Raw genomic sequence first — 18,294 nt, 5'->3', positions numbered from 1 at the left:
GTTTATATCACGGAGAAGCTTATCTACAGAGTTGAGTTCTGCTCAACCTAAGCGGGGATTTGTTAGCCTTAAAACTGTCGATTCTGCTATGATCCCATCCCTTTCTGTCGACTTGTTTGGATATTGCGCAAAGATGAAACTCAATCCCGCCCAAAACGATGCTGTTCATTATGTTTCAGGCCCTTGCCTAGTCTTGGCGGGTGCGGGTAGTGGTAAAACGCGCGTAATTATCAATAAAATCGCTTACTTGGTCGAAAAATGTGGCTATAAGGCGCGTAATATCGCGGCGGTGACCTTCACCAATAAGGCTGCCCGCGAGATGAAAGAGCGGGTCGCTCAGTCTATGGGCCGCAAGGAAGCCAGAGGTCTGTGGATTTCGACCTTCCATACTTTAGGGCTTGAGATCATTAAACGCGAGCATAAGGTCTTAGGCTTAAAGCCAGGCTTTTCGCTGTTTGATGATCAAGATACCTTGGCACTGCTCAAAGAGTTGACCCAAGACGAGTTGGATGAAGATAAAGATTTACTCAAAGCGCTTGCCAGTACGATTTCAAACTGGAAGGGTGGCTTAATTATTCCCGAGCATGCACGCAAAATCGCTAAAGATGAGCAACAGCACTTATTTGCTATGTTGTATCAGCGTTATGCTCAACATATGAAAGCCTATAACGCTTTAGATTTTGACGATTTGATTCTGATGCCAACCTTATTGTTACGCCACCATGAAGAAGTGCGTACGCGCTGGCAAACCAAGATCCAATATTTGCTGGTGGACGAATATCAAGATACTAATACCAGCCAATATGAAATGGTAAAGCTGTTAGTGGGTGATCGGGCACGCTTTACTGTGGTGGGGGACGACGATCAGTCAATCTATTCATGGCGCGGTGCTAAGCCACAAAACCTCGTGTTATTGGGTAAAGATTTTCCGCAGCTTAAGCTGATTAAATTGGAGCAGAACTACCGTTCTAGCCAGCGGATCCTACGGGCTGCTAACATTCTTATCGCTAATAATCCCCATGTTTACGATAAAGCCCTGTTTAGCGAGCTTGCCTATGGTGAGCCGTTGCGGGTGCTGTTTGCCGCCAATGAGGAGCAAGAGGCTGAACGTGTTGTTGCCGAAATTGTGCGGCACAAGTTTGTCGGCCGTACTCAGTTTGGCGATTATGCGATTTTGTATCGGGGTAACCATCAATCACGGTTACTCGAACGCGCACTGATGACGAATCGTATTCCTTATAAATTGAGTGGCGGTACATCATTTTTCGCCCGTGCTGAAATTAAAGACATCATGGGGTATTTGAAGTTAGTGGTGAATCCCGACGACGATAACGCTTTCCTGCGTATCGTTAATTTACCTAAACGTGGCATAGGGCCATCAACCTTAGAGCGTTTAGGTAATTTTGCCAACGAGAAGCATATTTCTATGTTTGCGGCGATTTTTGAGCCTGAACTGAATCATCATTTACCGCCTGCGGCTATGTCATCTTTGTATCAGTTTGGTCGTTTTATCGTGGAGACAGGGGATCATGCCGAACGTGGTGAACCCGTCGAGGCGGTGAAGCATTTGATCCGTAAGATCAATTACGAAGATTACTTATACGAAACCAGCACCAGTGCCAAGGCCGCTGAAATGCGGATGAAGAATATCTCAGAGCTTTACCGTTGGGTGACTGAGATGCTCGCGGGTGATGAGTTAGATGAGCCTATGACCTTGCCAGAGGTGGTGACTCGATTGACGCTCAGGGACATGATGGAGCGCAATAGTGAGGATGAAGGCGGCGATCAGGTGCAGTTGATGACCTTGCATGCTTCTAAGGGCTTAGAGTTTCCCTTCGTGTTTATGGTTGGAGTAGAAGAGCGTATTTTGCCCCATCAAACCAGCATAGACGAAGATAACGTCGATGAGGAGCGTCGGTTGGCGTATGTGGGTATCACTCGAGCTCAACGAGAGCTTTGGTTCACCCTCTGCCGCGAAAGGCGCCAATTTGGTGAAACCATGCGTTGTGAGCCAAGCCGTTTCTTACTTGAGTTACCTCAAGATGATGTGGTGTGGGAAAATCGTAAGCCACAACAAACGGAACAGGAGCGGATGCAAACGGGGCGGGCAAATATTTCTAGCTTAAGAGATATGTTTAAAAAATAGCGAGCGGTTTCGCTTACTATTCTTTTAAATCAGCTACTTATTTTTTACTAGGCATATTCGAGCTGAGCACATATCTGTGGTTGGGTTTCACATAAGGTAAAAGTGTCGGCTAAAGCAGCCCCCTGGCCCAGCTGATAACCCAGTTCACTGAAGATACGTTTTTGTTCAGGGTTATCAATGCCATCGACAAAGGTTTGAAGCTCTAAGGTTGATGCCGTTTTTTGATAGGCTGACATTAACTTAAGCTGTTGCTCGCCTTGTATTTGTTTGGTGAGGTTGGCATCGAGTTTTAAGCCTTTTATCGGCAGAAACAATAAGCTATTTAATGCACTATAGCCGCTACCGTACTGGCTGATACCGAGTTTTACCCCGAGCTTCTGCAACAATTCAAAGCCATTGATATGATTTTCAGTTTCCTGCACTAGGGCTTTTTCATTGAAGAATAACCACAAATGGCTCAGGTTTAACTGGGTTTGCTTGAGAGTGTTTTTCAAACTGCGCAGTACATGCTTATGCTTGAGATGTTGGCTCGAAAGCATGACATGTAATTCAACAGATTCATCATATTGCTTGAGGAGTTGGGGATAGCTGCTATCTATGATGTTGATCGTATATTTATCGAGCTCAACGGTAAGGTGTGACTGTTCAGCAAGCGTGCTAAGTTGTTCCTGCTGTAAGAGCCCACGCTGCGGATGTTGCCAGAACAGGCGGCTTTCTAATGCATGCACTTGACCTGTTTTAAAATTGACTACTGGTAAGTAACTAAGCTGGATTTCAGCATGGTGTAATGCATGTCTAAATTCAGTTTCTAACTCGACATCCTGCATGGCCTGATGTTGGGCGTTATCATCAAAAATAACATAGCAGCCTTTACCATTGGCTTTCGCCTGATACATGGCAGTATCTGCATTACGTAACATAGATTCACTGGTATCAATTCTGTGCTTGCCACTGATGGTGATACCGATACTGGCTCCAGAACTAAATTCCATTGTGCCAAGTCGATAGGGCTGGGATATTTTTTGGATCACTCTTTCTGATATATCTTTCGCGTCGTTGATGTTGTTAATGCTATCGAGCAGTATCACAAACTCATCGCCACCGAGTCGCGCTAAGGTGTCATTATCACGAATGCAGGACTTGAGGCGGCTTGCCGTCTCAATTAAGAATTTATCGCCCTCTAGGTGTCCCATAGTGTCGTTAATCTGTTTGAAGCGGTCGAGGTCGATAAACAGTAGGGCAAACTGTTCTAAGCTATGGCGACGAACATGCTTGATCGCTTGAGATAAACGCTCCATAAACATAGCGCGATTAGGCAGGCCTGTAAGTGCATCATGTTTGGCATCGTGAACTAGCTTGGCTTCCATACTACGGCGTTGTTGAATTTCTTTCTCAAGACTTTTATTGAGTTCGGCTAACGCTTTGGTACGATCAATAACCTTTTCTTCTAGCTCTTCATAACTGCGTTGTAAGGACTCTGCGGACAGCTTTTTCTCGATAGCCGAGCCTATATGCTGTGATACAAATGTCAGTAATTCTAAGTCTTTAACTTGGTAATTCTGTGTCATGCTAAAACTGTAAATCGTTAACGCACCACGAACTTGATCATGGATAAAAAGCGGGATTCCGATCCACTGATGCATGGTTTGAGTATGATTTAACGCTGGCGCTTGGGAATACAGCTCACCAGAGGCAATTAATGCATTGATACTGCTTTGATCTAGCAGTAGTGGGCGCTTATGTTTGAGCACATATTCGGTTAAGCCGTCTTGTAGCGGCCGAGTGCCTGGGTGCTTATTGGCTAATTGCGATACATAAAAAGGAAACGTGAGATGGGTTTCTGTGTCGTCTAATAGGGCGATATAGCAGTTATTAGCCGGAATTAAATGTCGAATAACATTATGCAATTGGGTATAAAAGTCTGGGTTGTCTGCACTGGAACTTGCTAGCTCGGCGATTTCGAACAGTGATTTTTGTAAGCGTTCAGCTCTACGCCGTTCATAGACTTCTAGTTTTAACTTATCGTAGGCTTGGCTGAGTTCTTTTGTTCTTTGCTGGATAGCTTGTTCTAATTGTTCTTGATGTTTTAGCCGTTCCATGACCCCAGCAATATGGTGACAAATGAACGTCATTAACTCGAGTTCGATTTCACCATAACTGATGTTTGTGTCATAGGTTTGCACCACTAACACACCCGTTACTATGTCATCTTGTTTGATGGGCACGCCCAGCCACAGATGACAGGGAGAACCTAAATTAACAATTTCTCCAGCGGCAATCAGTTCATTGACTGTGTCATTGTTACACAACAACGCTTTCCCAGTTCTGAGTACGTAGCCTGTTAATCCTTGCTGTAATAATGTAGATAGTGATTGTTCAGGATAAAGCTCCGCTGGATGGGCATCTTTTTCATCAGCGAAAAAGGGGATGGCGAGTTCACCTGTGTGAGTATCCAGGGTTGAAATAAAAAAATTATCAGCGGGAATGAGCTGTTTTAGATGGCTATGTACGCCTACATAGAATTCTTCGAGTGAAGAAGCATGAGTCGCAATATTTGATATTTCGAGTAATGCGTTTTGAATGATCTCAGCATGCTTATATTTATGCGCTAATTGTTTTAAGCGAATAATTTTTTTGCGTAAGCGTTCAGTTTCACTCACACGCGGCTGGCCAGTTTCATCTTCATCCTTAAACATGATACTCACTAGTTAAATATATGTTTGCTTTTACCAAAGTCTATAATTAGCATGAAATACTGTAACATCCAAGTCATATTTTGGCTGCATTCCGCTTTAAAAGTCAGCTAATGTGATAAAACTTGAGCAGTCAGTAAAAAAAGTGCAAAACAGCTATAGACTCAAAGGGGATTTGACCCTAGTATATGCGGCGCTAACCAAGGCGAGCGCCCATAGCTCAGCTGGATAGAGCGCACCCCTCCGGAGGGTGAGGCCGAAGGTTCGAATCCTTTTGGGCGCACCACTTCCGAACAGAGTTGTGAGCTTTAAGGTTAGCAAAGTAAGTAAAAATCAGTGGTGATTGTAGCTCAGTTGGTAGAGTCCCGGATTGTGATTCCGGTTGTCGTGGGTTCGAGCCCCATCAGTCACCCCATTCATTTACTTTGATATAAAGATTTTTATTCTCGGTGATTAGCGCAGTCCGGTAGCGCATCTGGTTTGGGACCAGAGGGTCAGAGGTTCGAATCCTCTATCACCGACCAAATTCTTCGTGTGACTAGCGAGCTTAATGTAAGTTAAGTAAATAGTTAATGTTTTACGGTGATAAGCGCAGTCCTATAACGCATCCAGATGTTTTGGATGAAAGTGGACGAGAGGGTGAACCCTCTAAGCGTATGTAAATAATAGTGCAAAATTTACGGTGATTAGCGCAGTCCGGTAGCGCATCTGGTTTGGGACCAGAGGGTCAGAGGTTCGAATCCTCTATCACCGACCAAATAAGTAGAAAAGCCTCAGCATTCATTAATGAATACACTGAGGCTTTTTTGCATTGGCGAAATGGAACTACTCACTGACATTATCATGTTTGTTGTCGCTTGATAGCGCATCCTTAATGAGTATAGAAGTTGGCCACAGTTCTTATTTACACCTGGCAGACTTGCAGAGCAGAACTGTATCGGCATAGTCACTCAACCGTAGAAAAACAAAAAGCTCCTTACGGAGCTTTTTGTTTGCAAACATCACTTCTTAATAATACGGCTTAGTCAAGATTCACTGGCGGGGCGATAAAGCCTTGATAGGCATCTGTTCTAAGCTCGTTAAAACGTTCTAGCTGAGCTTTTTCTTGAATACCCGTCACTATGACTTGAATGTCCAATCCTTTTGCTACGTTGATTAGGGCGCGGCACAATTCGCTATTGTGGTGTGTCTCATCATAGTAGGCGAAGGATTGATCCAGCTTCACATAGCTAGGTCTTAATTCCTGTAGATAAGACATAGAGCCAAACTGACGACCAAAGTGGTCAATACCAAACTTAGCACCGTTATCGCGAATGATGTTACATAAGTGCTGGCATGACTTAAGATCACTATAAACACCAGCCTCAGGGATTTCGAAGCAGATGCGCTCAATAAATGTGGCATTTCGCAAAAATTGATTTAGCCACTCATGGAACTGAGGATCGTTAATACTTTGGTGGGTTAAGTTAATTGCGAGCGGTTCATAGCTCCGCTCGAGCAGTTTTTGCTCGTAGACAGTTTCAATTAAGCATTTATCGAGTAAGGCACCAAGTGATAATAACTCGATATACGGCATAAATTGCCCTGCATGAGCGAGTTGATCACCAAGCTCTAATTGGCAATACAATTCCCGTTGCGCTATGCCATCACCATCGCAAAATTGGATGGGTTGCCATCTAAACTTAAACTTCTTATTGCTGATAGCATGGCTGAGATTATCGCGCCATTGCTCGCGGGTGAATAATTGCTGCTCTGTGGTTTCAAACCAGTGGAAGGTTTTATTTTCTTGTAACGCTTTTTGAAGGGCATTGTCGGCTTGGGCCAAAATATCCGACACATTCATTTGCCCAATACGTTCCGCAATACCGATAGCAAAGTCTTCGTTGGGCTTACAGCCTGCTTTTGACATTTCTTGATTGATTGTACGGATAAGTGTTTGTAAATATTTACTGATCTGATCGTGTTCAACATCGGTCACTAAAAATGCAAATTCATAGGCGGCAATACGGCCTATGACCGAAGGTGTTATTTCGTTTAATTGCTGTTGAAACTTTTCTGCGAGGATCCGTATGGTTTCATCTCGAACTTGATAGCCATATTTACTGTGCACTTCTTCGAGCCAGTCGAGTTTGGCGAGGAATAAAGCACCGCTGCTAGGTTCACTTAACCAACCATTTAAACGACTTACTACATATTGGCGGTTAGGCAGGCCTGACGCCGGATCGACAAGATTCTTCTTACGTAACGCGCCAACCTCTTCGTCAAGAGAATGGAACACTTGTTTCAATTGAGCTGACATGCTGTTAAATGCAGTCACTAAGTCTTTTAATTCGGTTGTTTTAGGTAGTGCCATGTCTGGACCAAATTGGCGTGCTGCGATACTTTTCGCGTGTTCAGACAGGGTGTGGAGAGGTTTCAATATCCATGTTAAGCCTACTCTTGCTGTAAAAATAGCAACGAGAAAAAGTAGTGAGAAGGCGATGATGGTATTGGACATGATTCGCCATAGTTCATGATAACCAAAACCAGGATGAGCAGTGATTTCAAGCTGCGCTAGCTGCAGCCAACCCGAGGTGATAGTGCTTTGTTTTTTGATGGTTTTAAACAGATCTAGATTGATAAACCATTGAGGGACATCTTCAATTTTTAAAGGATTATTCCACTCTTGTTGCTTACCATCGACCATCCAAGTCAATTTTACATTTTGATAGTAACCACCTTCAAAAATAACATTCACTAAGGTTTCTGCCGCCGCGGTATCGCCGGCTTCGAGTGCTGGGGTAAGCATTAGACCGAGTGAAGTGCTGGCATTGTTTAGATCGGACTCCATTTGCTTTGTTAAAAAGCTTTGAGTCTCAGTGAATTGCACATAGCCAAGGCTTGCAACTACAAGCAAGAATAGGCTAAAAAGCAGCGAATAAATCTGTCTAAACAGTGTCATTTTTGGTGCTACTCCAGTTTTAATTTTGGTTGCCTAAGACGGTCAACACCTAATCTATGGTTAAGATCGTTCCATTTTTCTAATCGTTTTGAGGACCCTGCCAGTACGCCTCGACCTTGCTCTTTATTGAGCCATAACTGTTTACCGTTAAAGCTATAAACAGGCAGTAGATCTTTTCTTTTTGTGGCGGGTTTTATTTCATGGTCAAGATTATCGAGCACTAAAGGAATTGATGATGGTGTTTCATAGTAAGCCAATACCATGTGGTATTGATTAACCGTAGTGGCTTTAACCATAGTGATCCGCATCTTGTCCTCTTGAACACCAAGTTGGAGTAGGGTGAAGTATTTTGCGATCGAAAAGTCTTCGCAATCACCGCCATTCACACCAATAAACTCCATCGGCGTTGCCCAATAATTCGAGTCTCCCCATAATTTACTGTCATCCACAAAACGGAATAAATTAAAAAAGTTATTCACCTTCAATAACTTTTCTTTTTCATCTAGCGTACTCGCTTCCGATAACACTTTGAACCAAGCCCTTGCTCGCATTCCAGCACGTTCGCCGTAATGTTTTTCTAGGGTTGAAGTTATCTTCACTTCATCAAGGTTTTGTGTGGGGGCCGCATATAGGCAACATATGCCTAAGGCTGACGCTATTAGGCTAAAGCGGCAGACTCGCAATAATGAATCTTTATAATCAAGTCTGCCGTTCATAACCTAATGTGTTAGTCCTTTATTTTGAGTTGTCATCGACCGAGTAAATTGTCCATTTCATGTCTGCTGCCGTATCATCACCAGTGACTTCTGCAACAACACGACGGTTACGAATTTCTGCTTCCGGCGTCTGTTCTAAAACAATTGGGCGGCTAGACCCATATCCAATAGCAGTTAATCGACTTCTATCAATACTAAAGCGTTCAGCCAGTACTGCGGTGACAGCATTTGCACGTTCTTGAGATAATACTGTATTTCGTTCATCGGTTCCTGTGCGACTCGTGTGACCTTCGATAGTCACTTTGGTCGTTGGATACTGACGTAGAAAAATAGCCACCTCTTCAATTTGAGGATAGTACTCAGGCGCAATATAAGCAGAGTCATTCGGGAATAAAATATTTATTTCCTTTCGCTCGTTAATCGCTTTTATTTTGCCACAGCCATAGTTATCAATACCTGCCCCTTGGGCTGTGTCGTTGCAGCGTTCACGGGCTTCAATGACACCATCGCTATCTTTATCTGATAGATCATAGGTTTGAGTTGTGACCATTTCGTCAATATTAACCGTATCGCGCATCGAACAACCAGCTAAAAGAGTGACACTTAGAAAAAATGTGAGAGTTTTCATTTGTTAGCTCCTCCTTCATAATTGCGCTCTCCGCGCCACGCATCAGGTCTAGTCACTTTAAGTGAGTCTAATAATCGCCCTGTAGAATTGAGCACGCGATACTTAGCAATAACTTCATCATATTCAGCTTGTAAGTAGTCTTTACGCGCCTCGAAGAGCTCATTTTCGGTATCTAATAAGTCGAGTAGACTGCGTTGGCCTAAGTTGAACTGTTGTGCATAGGCTGTTTGAGTATCCTTTGCGGCCACGACATGATCGCGAATATATTGTTTTTGCGGCGCTAGCATTTCAAATGCGTTCCAAGCTAGGTTTACCCCTTCAACAACTTCACGTTGGGCACGTTGGCGGATTTCTTTCGCTTCACCTAACTTGTAAGCAGTTTCTTTTTCACGGGCAAGATCTTTACCACCCGCAAATAAGTTGTATCTCACCCTCACCATGGCGACGAGATCGTTACTATGACCACCCACATCACTGCGGAAAGCACCAGCACCTGATATTCCATCTTCGCCGCTAATATCGTTATTCCAGTTACCATTCAGTTCTAAAGAAACCTGAGGGTAGTAATTGGATTGTACTGAAGAGCGTTCATTTTCTGCGGCACTAATATCGTTTGCTGCAGATTTGAGTATGGGGTGATTCTCTTGCGCAACAATAATGCCAGAGCTAAGATCCTTTGGCAGCATGTCTGCATCTGGCACTGGTAATATTAAGTCTGCCGGTGCCGCCGCTACAATTTTGACGTACTGTGCTTTTGCATCAAGTAAATTGTTGCGAGCAGAAATAACGTTAGCATTAGCACGCGCCAAACGTCCCGAGATTTGTGATAGGTCTGCGATTGAGCCTAAACCTGAGTCAGTACGTTGTTTAATCTGGTCATAAATTTCTTTATGGCTGTTAAGGTTTTTCTCGGCTAATTTTAACACTTCATCGGTGCGTAAATAGTTGAGATAGACTTTACTGACATCGAGTGCCATATCTTCAGCGGCAGCAAGCAGTGCCCACTGGTCTGCGCTAGCTTCAAAACTATAACGATCAACTTCACTGCTGGTGTAGAAACCATCGAAAAGCATTTGTTTTATGCTAACACCAAACTCTCCGGGATTTAATTCAGCCACCCCTTTGCTATCGACTTCGCCGATATTGGGTCGTCTACGTGTCGATACGCTGTCGGTTTGTTCATAACCGTAGCCACCATTGACATCAATAGTTGGCATATAGCCTGCTATCGCTTGATTAACTTGTTCTTCTCGCGCTTTAAAGCGGTTGAAGGCCACTCGTAAATCTGGGTTTGTATCTAGCGTATGTGCAACGGCTTGTTCTAACGTCTGACTTTGAGCCGATAAAGGTAACAGGATTAATGACAGCACTATGGCTATCTTTGAACATTGAAATTGTCGTATTGCTGAAGTCTTCATGACCAACCTCCCGGTTTATAAAAAAAAGGCTTAGTGCTCTCTGAGCGCTGTGTCCTTAGCCCTTAAAATTGGATTTAAAATGTACTCAAGTATGGATCTTTGTCCCGTGATAACGTCAACTGAAGTTAACATCCCCGGAATAATTGGCATCTGTGTGCCATCGTTTTTGGTTAAACTAGATTCTGCTGTCCTAACTCTGATGAGATAGTAGCTATTGCCTTCTTCATCTTGAGAAGTGTCGGCACTAATATGTTCGACAGTTCCTTTAAGGCCGCCATAGCGGGTAAAATCATAGGCGGTAATTTTCACTACGGCGGGTAATCCTGGATGTAAGAAAGCGATATCTTTAGGCAAGATTTTAGTTTCTATCAGCAGTTGATCTTCCGACGGTACTATCTCGATAATATCGATCCCAGGTTGCACTACACCACCCAGTGTATTGATATGTGTGGTTTTAATGGTGCCATTAACAGGGGAGGTGATAATCGCCTTACTGACTTTATCTTGTGCGCCAACTTGTGCTTCATTCATTCGAGAGAGGCGGGTTTGAGTTTCATTGAGCTGCGCGCGCAGCTCTGCAGCGTAAACAAATACGGCTTCACGGCGTTTTAAGATAGCCTCATCTAATGCAGCTTTCACTTTAGGGCGGAGTAAACGCATTGAATTCAATTCACCTTGCAAGTCGTTTACCGTGCGTTCGAGTTTGAGTAACTCAACTTCAGGAACAATACCTTTTTTGGCTAAAGGTCGAGTGAGTTCAAGCTCGCGGGAGATTAGCTGCATGCTCGTCGTTAATGTCGTTGTTTTAGAGGCGAGATCATCAATTTCTTGCTGTCTTTGTTGAATTTGACGTACGAGGATCTCAAGTTGGTTACTTAAGTTATCTAAGCGTCCGTTGTATTCCTCTTGTTGTCTTTTCACTAAGGCGGGTTCCGCAGCAATGATAGCTTCAGGGAATATCAATGCTTCTTTAGTGATTAGCACTTGTTCACGCCAATCAGAGGTCATGTCTGATATTAGAATGCTGTCGAGTTCGGCGCGCATGCGGATAGCATTGGTTTTTAAGCCATAAACCTCTTGCTCTTGTTGAGCAAAGTCGGAGCGAAAGCGGGTATCATCAATACGCACTAAAGGCTGCCCTTTTGTGACTATCTCACCTTCTTGAACGTAGAGTTCTTGCATTATGCCGCCATCTAGACTTTGGATCACTTGAACTTGTGATGAAGGAATCACTTTTCCCGTTCCAGTAGTAACCTTATCTAATTGAGCAAACCCCGCCCACAGTAAAAAACACACTACCATAGCAGCAAGTGCCCATATGATTAATCTGTGTCCGCTGGGAGCGTCTGTCATCATGGCGCCATAGACATCATCAACCATGTCTAAGTCGTTTGTTGTTAAATGTTTACTCATCTTTTAGCCTCTCCGTTCACTAGGCCAAAATTGAGTTTTTCTAGCACTTCTGCTTTAGGTCCATCGGCAACCACATGGCCGCGTTCAAGTACAATAATGCGGTCGACGAGTTGCAATAAATGCATCTTGTGGGTAATAAGAATTAACGTTCTATCTTTGCTGACATTTTGCATTGAACGAATAAATTGTTGTTCAGCGCGAGCATCTAAACTCGCCGTAGGCTCATCCATCAGTAACACAGGGGGATCATTCAGTGTGGCGCGAGCAAGGGCGACAGTTTGTCTTTGCCCGCGACTGAGTGACATGCCGCCTTCACCGACCTGTTGGTCTAGGCCTTCTGCTTCTAGGTTGGTGAATTGACTCACACCAGAAAGCTGTACCGCGCGGATGAGTTGATGTTCAGTGACTTGACGTGTACCAAATAAAATATTGTCGCGAATAGAACCATGGAATAGGGTGACATCTTGGGGTAGGTAGCCAAAATTACGACGTAAATCACTCGGATGAATCTGTGCTGAGTCTAAACCGTCGTAGCGCAAGCTTCCTGCCGTGGGTTGAAATAGCCCGACCAGTAGCTTAGCTAGCGTACTTTTACCTGAACCATTTCGACCGATAATGGCAATGCGTTCGCCAGGATTAATCGTCAGCGACATCGGATGCAGCACAGGCTTTTCAGAACCTGGATAACTAAAACCAACATGATCAGCATTGATTTTGCCTATGAGTCTTTGTTTGCTAACTAAATGTCCTTTATTTTCAAACTCATCTTCTTGAGTCATGATTTCATTCAGTTGGCGTAGTGCACTGGCTGTGTGGTTTGCTCTCGTCATCAGGCCTGCAAGTTGTGCCATAGGTGAAATGGCGCGGCTCGATAGCATGACCGCAGCAATAATTCCGCCCATAGATATCGCATTATCAGCCACACGATAAACGCCCAAAATCACCACACAGACAACGGTAAATTGCACCGTAAAGTTCGCTACGTTCGATACTGAGTTGGAGAGCTTTTTTGACCTTAATTGCCAGTTTGCACTGTGGCCTATCATCTGTTGCCAGCTTTTTTGCACAATTCCTTCAGCACCATTAGCTTTAATTGACTCTAGCGCTGATAAGCTCTCGATTAAATGCCCATGTTTTAAGCTTGAAAATTTATTGCCTTCTTCGATTGCCGCTTTGAGTTTAGGTTGAATATAAAGCGTGAAGCCAATAATGATGATGCCGCCAATGACTGGAACTATAGCGAGATCACCTGCGACAATAAAAATAATGATTAAGAAAAATATCGCGAAGGGGAGATCGACTAAAGTTGTGATCGTTGCCGAAGTTAAAATTTCACGAATATTATCGAATTCACCTAACTGCTTCGCCATGCCGCCGATACTAGGAGAACGTTTTTCTAGGGGAATACCTATCGCTTTAGCAAAAAGTTGCGAAGACACAATAATATCTACTTTTTTTCCTGCAACATCGATGAGGTAACTTCTAAGTTGCCGCATGATAAGATCGAACATATAAGCAATCGCCGCACCAATCGCTAAAACCCAAAGGGATTCAAAGGCGAGGTTTGGGACGACTTTGTCATACACATTCATAATAAATAACGGTGAAACTAAGGCGAATAAATTCACCAATACAGAAGCGATTAATGCATCACGATAAATGGGTGCTGAATCTTTGAGGGTTTGGACTAACCAGTGGGTTTTATTATCGTGTAGATAAACATCAAAGCCCATGTCGCCACGGTATTCTTGTTTGACTAAGAATAAATATCCCACATATAAGGCTTCGAGCGACTCAATTGTCAGTGTCTCTTCACCGCCCGTCTCGGGTAATTGAATAATTGCTTTATCTGATGCAACATCAAGTTCTCGCAATATACAGGCTTTTTTGTCTTTTAATAATAAAATACAGGGGAGCAATATAGGTGATACTTCGTTTAAGCCTTTTCGAGACAGCTTAGCCGCTAGACCCGCTCTTGAAGCTGCCTGAGGCAATAAATCAGGTGATAACACGGTACCTGACAAGGGTAAACCTGCCGCAAGCGAATCGCTCGAGCACGGATTGCCAAAATGCTCAGTGAGTAACACTAAACAATCCAGCAAAGGATCCACTAACACTCTTTGTGAGGCTGAAATGGTCCATTGATCAATTTTTTCAGAAGCTGCAGCAGACACCTAATTACTTATCCTTTGGATTTTTATATGGTTATGGCAAGTATCGGTCATGATGGCCTATATTTCTATAGGCCATCCAAACGATTTTATCTAAGGGATATTATGCTGCTCATTGCTATTCAACGGAGCAAGACCTGGACTTGGTTCTGGTGTGACTGGCTGAGTATCAACAATTAACGGACCGCTGCCATTAGTACCTAGTAGGCCATTAATAATGCCAGTCTCTGTTGTAGTGTTATACGCACTATACAAATCAACACCGTCAAGAACGATATGCTGCTCAAACACACCATCTTTATTGCCATCGATATCAATCACAGTTGAACCACTAACTAAGCTAAAGTTTAAATAACTGTGTAGTGTGTTGTTACTTTCACCTTGGAGTAAATCGCTTAAATCCAATTTATCTTCATGGATATTAAAGTCAGTGATATGGTCTGTTCCCGTTTCTGCATATCGCCAGACGAAGGTATCAGCACCGCTATCACCACGTAGAACGTCATTACCAAGGCCGCCAATCAGAGTGTCGTTGCCGTCACCGCCGCGTAAGCCATCGATACCTTCGCCGCCAATCAGTAAGTCATCACCGCTACCACCGTAGACAAGTTGACTACCTTGATCACCATAGACTGTATCATCACCGCTACCAAGGTTAACAGTGTCAGTTTTTGGTTGCAGTGGCTGCAGCACATCAGCCATCAATGTACCTGCATCGGTAGTGATATCATCCTGAGCCATAAATTTGCTACTAAGGATCTCTGCCTGAGTGACTACAGGGTTATTTAGGTTTGGCAAAGAACTGCCAGTGTTCACAATATTGTTAGCAGTAGAAACACCAAGGTCGATGTAATCATTACTATTGCCAGCGTTAATCAGCAGCTCAGTATCTTTAGCAATGTACTGAGTCTTGGATGATGAAGCGACAGTACCGTATCCTCCTAAATTAACGGCAAATTGAGCTGTATTATTGATCCAATCGGTCATGATGAATGAATCAACACTCTGACCACCGACAACATTGTTGGGGTGTAGAACGGTGACTTGGAAGTCCGCAGTGCTCTGCGCTGTGTCCTGATTACTGGTTTCAGTCGCCGTAGCCACCACAGTGATGGTGAAGTTGCCATGGCTAGTGACTTTAATCTGTAGGCTGGATTTATCCCAGTTGCTGATATCCACAGTGCCATCAACACCTACGGTAGCTTCGTTGCCCGCAGCATCTTTCAGCACTGCGCCTTCAGGTAAGCCTTGCAGCTTAAGATTCAGTGTTTCTGAAGTATCTGTATCTTTGAGCGACGACGAAATATTGCTGAGTTTAATAAACTCACCGCGATAGCCCATATTGTCTACCACTTTAAACGCTAAGTTATCCAACAAGGCACCGTATGAGTCCCCATTATCTCCTTCAAACTGCAAACGATATTTACCTGAGTGATCAATGGGTAAGGTGATCTTTTGATCTCTTAACCAATTAGCATTCGTTGGATCGAAATCGTATAGCGTTATGGCTTGAGCATTTAATGGGTTGCCTTGAGCATCTAGCGGAATAAGCTTAATCGTCAGTCCAGAGGTATTTACGCTACCTGAGCGGGCCGCAATATCAAATCCGAGTTCGTAGAATCGACCAGCATCCGCTTGAATATCGGTATATAAGGTTTTATCGCCACCATTGAACTCAATTTCCATGACTTTATTGCTATTGGAGCCACCAGAGACGTAGACACTTTCATAACCAATCTCAACTTGGCCACCTTTATTGCTGGTATGCCAAGTGCCGATAGTATTTAGGCCCTTAATGTCATTTGCCTTAACACCATCCCAACTGCCAGAGAATTTGGCATCTTCAAAGTTGATAGCAGCAACAGAGGTGTACCCATTAATTGTCAGGTTAGGTACATCTGCTACTGCTTTAACAGTGATATTCAATGTACTTGTGGCACCTGTATTAGTGGTGTAGGTGATTTCAGGCAATGAACCGCTCCAGTGATCTTTTGGATCAAAGCTGTATTCACCATTTGCCTTCAATTGCAGCTTGCCTTCAGGTAATTGATACCAAGCATTACCGGCATTATAGGTTGTGCCATTCACCTGGAAGCTGGTAATGGATAATGTGCTATCCACATCCGTATCATTTTCCAACACGTTACCATTAGCTAAGGCATCCTCAGAAATGGTTTTGCTATCTGCCTGAGTTACCGTTGGATCATCAACAGGCGTTACCTTGATGGTCAGCGTGTTTGTTGCTCCCGTATTAGTGGTGTAGGTAACCACTGGGACTTGACCATTCCAATCAGCGGCAGGTTTGAAGGTATAGCTACCATCTGCATTGAGAGTCAGTTCACCCTCTGCCAAGGTGATTTTACTACCAGCGGCATGCTGAGCGGCATTGTTAGCAACAGTGAAATGGGTTACAGACGTATTTTTATTGCCATCATTATCCAGCACATTACCGATTACAGTAGTATCTTCAGGACCACTATCTTGATCTTGAGCCGCTTTAAGCGTATTTGCATTAACGGTATTTACATTTAGAGTCAGTAATGCACTGGATTTATCACCATCAGCATCTTGCATGGTGTACGTAAAGGTTTCCGTTGCATTAGCTGGAATCGCAGAGGCGTTGGCTGTTACTGAATAAGTGTAACTACCATTGGCGAAGATGATTAACGTGCCATATTGCCCTGAAATAATGGTTCCTAGGTTGCCAGAGGTACCTGAACCTGTTTGGTTGCCCGCTGCGGCACCAATTACCGTGATATCATCATCAGCACCAGCACTGATTATGTCATTAGCTAACACATTGCCAGTAGTTGAGGGTAATTCATAACCATTACCAGCTACTACACGAACAACTAGTTCATAGCTACTTGCATCATTTTCAGAAGTCCTAATTTCAGTCACAACTTGATTAGTAATTGGATCTCTAAAACCAATTACCTGCAGAGTATAAATTGCCCCCTGATATTCAAAGGTTACATTCGTATTGCTGACTTTAATAATATCCTTTGATGCTTCAGGATCGTTGGTGTTAGGCGTTTCATTGTGTTCAAAGTTGACTTTAAGGGTCACTGGTGTGACTACCCCATAGGCATCAGTAACCGAGAAAGTGACATCCATGCTTGCTTTGGTAATTGCTCCTCCTGAAGAGACTGGGAAATTATAGTGGGTAAAAGTACCTAAAATGATATCTTGGTTTAATGAGAACTGACCATTTAATGCACTGTCATTATCAATAAAACCATAGCCAGATTGATAGGTATTAGTTGGATTTCCCCATCTGATCTGATCTAAACCACTGTCATTATCCGTCCCACCACCATTAGGACTAGTTGTACCATCGAACCTGGTTACGCTTGTGCCATTTGTCCATGATGTCCAATTTGCCACAACGCCAGATACGATAAAACTATCCACGATCACATCGACACTGCCTGTGTCGTTTTTGGCATTAGGGACATCATCAACAATCTTCACATCAAGGCTGCCATTTGCTTGGCTACCATCCTGATCCACAACGGTTACAGCAAAGCTATCTAAATAACTAGTGTTAGTTGCAGGGGGAGAGTCATTGTCGACATTATTATTTAAGGTGTAGCTGTAGCTGATGGAGCCACCGCTTGCATCGCCTGTGAAACCAGTCAGTGTTAAGACACCATAAGGAGTTGTAATATTTACCGCAGTATTGGGGCTTAGTGCCAGTAATGCCGCCAAATTAAAGCTTTGTCCTTTGATGGTGATAGAGGCTAATCCATCAACAGAGGTAAAACTAAAGTTACCAGTCTGAGTCAGCGCATTGCTATTAGGCGCTGAACCCGTTGAAAGGTTAGCTTCGTTAACTGTTAGCTCACCATCTTGGACGTTGAGACCACCTAAAGAAACTCCGTCATTATCTGGCGTGACCGTGATAGTCAAGGTCGARGTGTCCGTGCTGACGCCGTCGGTGACGGTGTAGGTGACAACCGGGAAGTTGCCGTTCCAGTTGGCGGCGGGCTCAAAGCTGTAGGTGCCGTTGGCATTGACCGTCAGGGTGCCTTGGCCGGCGATCACGTAGGCGGTGCCCAGGGTGAACGGACCGGTTTGTCCGGCGACGCTGAAGCTCTGAATGCTGAGCGGGCCATCGACACTGGTGGTGCCGGTGAGCAAGGAGCCATTGGTGACGCCACTGTCT

At 43.9% G+C, this 18,294-nt stretch carries 9 protein-coding genes and 4 tRNA genes; 5 read left to right on the top strand and 8 right to left on the bottom strand.

The features are described from left to right. Positions 1-133 precede the first annotated feature (133 nt). Positions 134-2,146, top strand: coding sequence for a DNA helicase Rep (gene rep, locus L5M40_RS17775; protein ID WP_113940857.1), 2,013 nt, complete (start codon positions 134-136; stop codon positions 2,144-2,146). Between the two features lie 47 nt (positions 2,147-2,193). On the opposite strand, the gene L5M40_RS17770 is transcribed toward rep, so the two are convergent. Further along, positions 2,194-4,842: a diguanylate cyclase domain-containing protein gene (locus L5M40_RS17770; RefSeq protein WP_263256975.1), complete on the bottom strand. Its 2,649-nt coding sequence runs from the start codon at positions 4,840-4,842 to the stop codon at positions 2,194-2,196. Between the two features lie 206 nt (positions 4,843-5,048). Here L5M40_RS17770 and L5M40_RS17765 point away from each other — a divergent pair. The 4 genes from L5M40_RS17765 (at position 5,049) to L5M40_RS17750 (ending at position 5,596) form a co-directional block, all read left to right on the top strand. Next, a tRNA-Arg gene (locus L5M40_RS17765) sits at positions 5,049-5,125 on the top strand. A 53-nt stretch (positions 5,126-5,178) separates the two neighbouring features. After that, positions 5,179-5,254: transfer RNA gene (locus L5M40_RS17760), tRNA-His, on the top strand. A 32-nt stretch (positions 5,255-5,286) separates the two neighbouring features. Further along, positions 5,287-5,363: transfer RNA gene (locus L5M40_RS17755), tRNA-Pro, on the top strand. 156 nt (positions 5,364-5,519) lie between these two features. Beyond that, positions 5,520-5,596, top strand: a tRNA-Pro gene (locus tag L5M40_RS17750). Positions 5,597-5,860: 264 nt separating this feature from the next. Here the strand turns inward: L5M40_RS17750 and L5M40_RS17745 are convergent. From L5M40_RS17745 to L5M40_RS17715, 7 genes are all read right to left on the bottom strand, one after another. Continuing rightward, positions 5,861-7,780 carry an EAL domain-containing protein gene (locus tag L5M40_RS17745; protein ID WP_105250451.1) on the bottom strand — a complete coding sequence of 640 codons (1,920 nt, stop codon included), beginning with the start codon at positions 7,778-7,780 and terminating at the stop codon, positions 5,861-5,863. Positions 7,781-7,788: 8 nt separating this feature from the next. Further along, positions 7,789-8,496: a transglutaminase-like cysteine peptidase gene (locus L5M40_RS17740; RefSeq protein ID WP_105250450.1), complete on the bottom strand. Its 708-nt coding sequence runs from the start codon at positions 8,494-8,496 to the stop codon at positions 7,789-7,791. A 19-nt stretch (positions 8,497-8,515) separates the two neighbouring features. Beyond that, positions 8,516-9,124 carry an OmpA family protein gene (locus L5M40_RS17735; protein WP_105250449.1) on the bottom strand — a complete coding sequence of 203 codons (609 nt, stop codon included), beginning with the start codon at positions 9,122-9,124 and terminating at the stop codon, positions 8,516-8,518. Continuing rightward, positions 9,121-10,542 (bottom strand): TolC family outer membrane protein, encoded by a 1,422-nt coding sequence (locus L5M40_RS17730; RefSeq protein WP_105250448.1) that lies wholly within the window; start codon positions 10,540-10,542, stop codon positions 9,121-9,123. The genes L5M40_RS17735 and L5M40_RS17730 overlap by 4 nt, the downstream gene beginning before the upstream one ends. A 30-nt stretch (positions 10,543-10,572) precedes the next feature. Continuing rightward, complete coding sequence (locus tag L5M40_RS17725) at positions 10,573-11,955, bottom strand: HlyD family type I secretion periplasmic adaptor subunit (RefSeq protein WP_168825932.1); 1,383 nt, start codon at positions 11,953-11,955, stop codon at positions 10,573-10,575. Next, entirely contained in the window at positions 11,952-14,129 is a 2,178-nt protein-coding gene (locus L5M40_RS17720) for a type I secretion system permease/ATPase (protein WP_173496184.1), read from the bottom strand. The genes L5M40_RS17725 and L5M40_RS17720 overlap by 4 nt, the downstream gene beginning before the upstream one ends. A gap of 90 nt (positions 14,130-14,219) precedes the next feature. After that, positions 14,220-18,294 (bottom strand): Ig-like domain-containing protein (locus L5M40_RS17715; protein WP_263256973.1); only part of this gene is annotated, 4,075 nt, incomplete at its 5' end.

Source organism: Shewanella sp. SM68 (genome assembly GCF_025653925.1).
Taxonomy (GTDB): domain Bacteria; phylum Pseudomonadota; class Gammaproteobacteria; order Enterobacterales; family Shewanellaceae; genus Shewanella; species Shewanella oncorhynchi.
The sequence above is the reverse complement of the archived record's forward strand: the minus strand, read 5'-3'. Positions and strand labels throughout refer to the sequence as shown.

Coding starts and splice junctions, on each gene's coding strand:
- rep (WP_113940857.1), top strand. CDS start 134: ATGAAACTCAATCCCGCCCAAAACGATGCTGTTCATTATGTTTCAGGC.
- L5M40_RS17770 (WP_263256975.1), bottom strand. CDS start 4,842: ATGTTTAAGGATGAAGATGAAACTGGCCAGCCGCGTGTGAGTGAAACT.
- L5M40_RS17735 (WP_105250449.1), bottom strand. CDS start 9,124: ATGAAAACTCTCACATTTTTTCTAAGTGTCACTCTTTTAGCTGGTTGT.
- L5M40_RS17740 (WP_105250450.1), bottom strand. CDS start 8,496: ATGAACGGCAGACTTGATTATAAAGATTCATTATTGCGAGTCTGCCGC.
- L5M40_RS17745 (WP_105250451.1), bottom strand. CDS start 7,780: ATGACACTGTTTAGACAGATTTATTCGCTGCTTTTTAGCCTATTCTTG.
- L5M40_RS17725 (WP_168825932.1), bottom strand. CDS start 11,955: ATGAGTAAACATTTAACAACAAACGACTTAGACATGGTTGATGATGTC.
- L5M40_RS17730 (WP_105250448.1), bottom strand. CDS start 10,542: ATGAAGACTTCAGCAATACGACAATTTCAATGTTCAAAGATAGCCATA.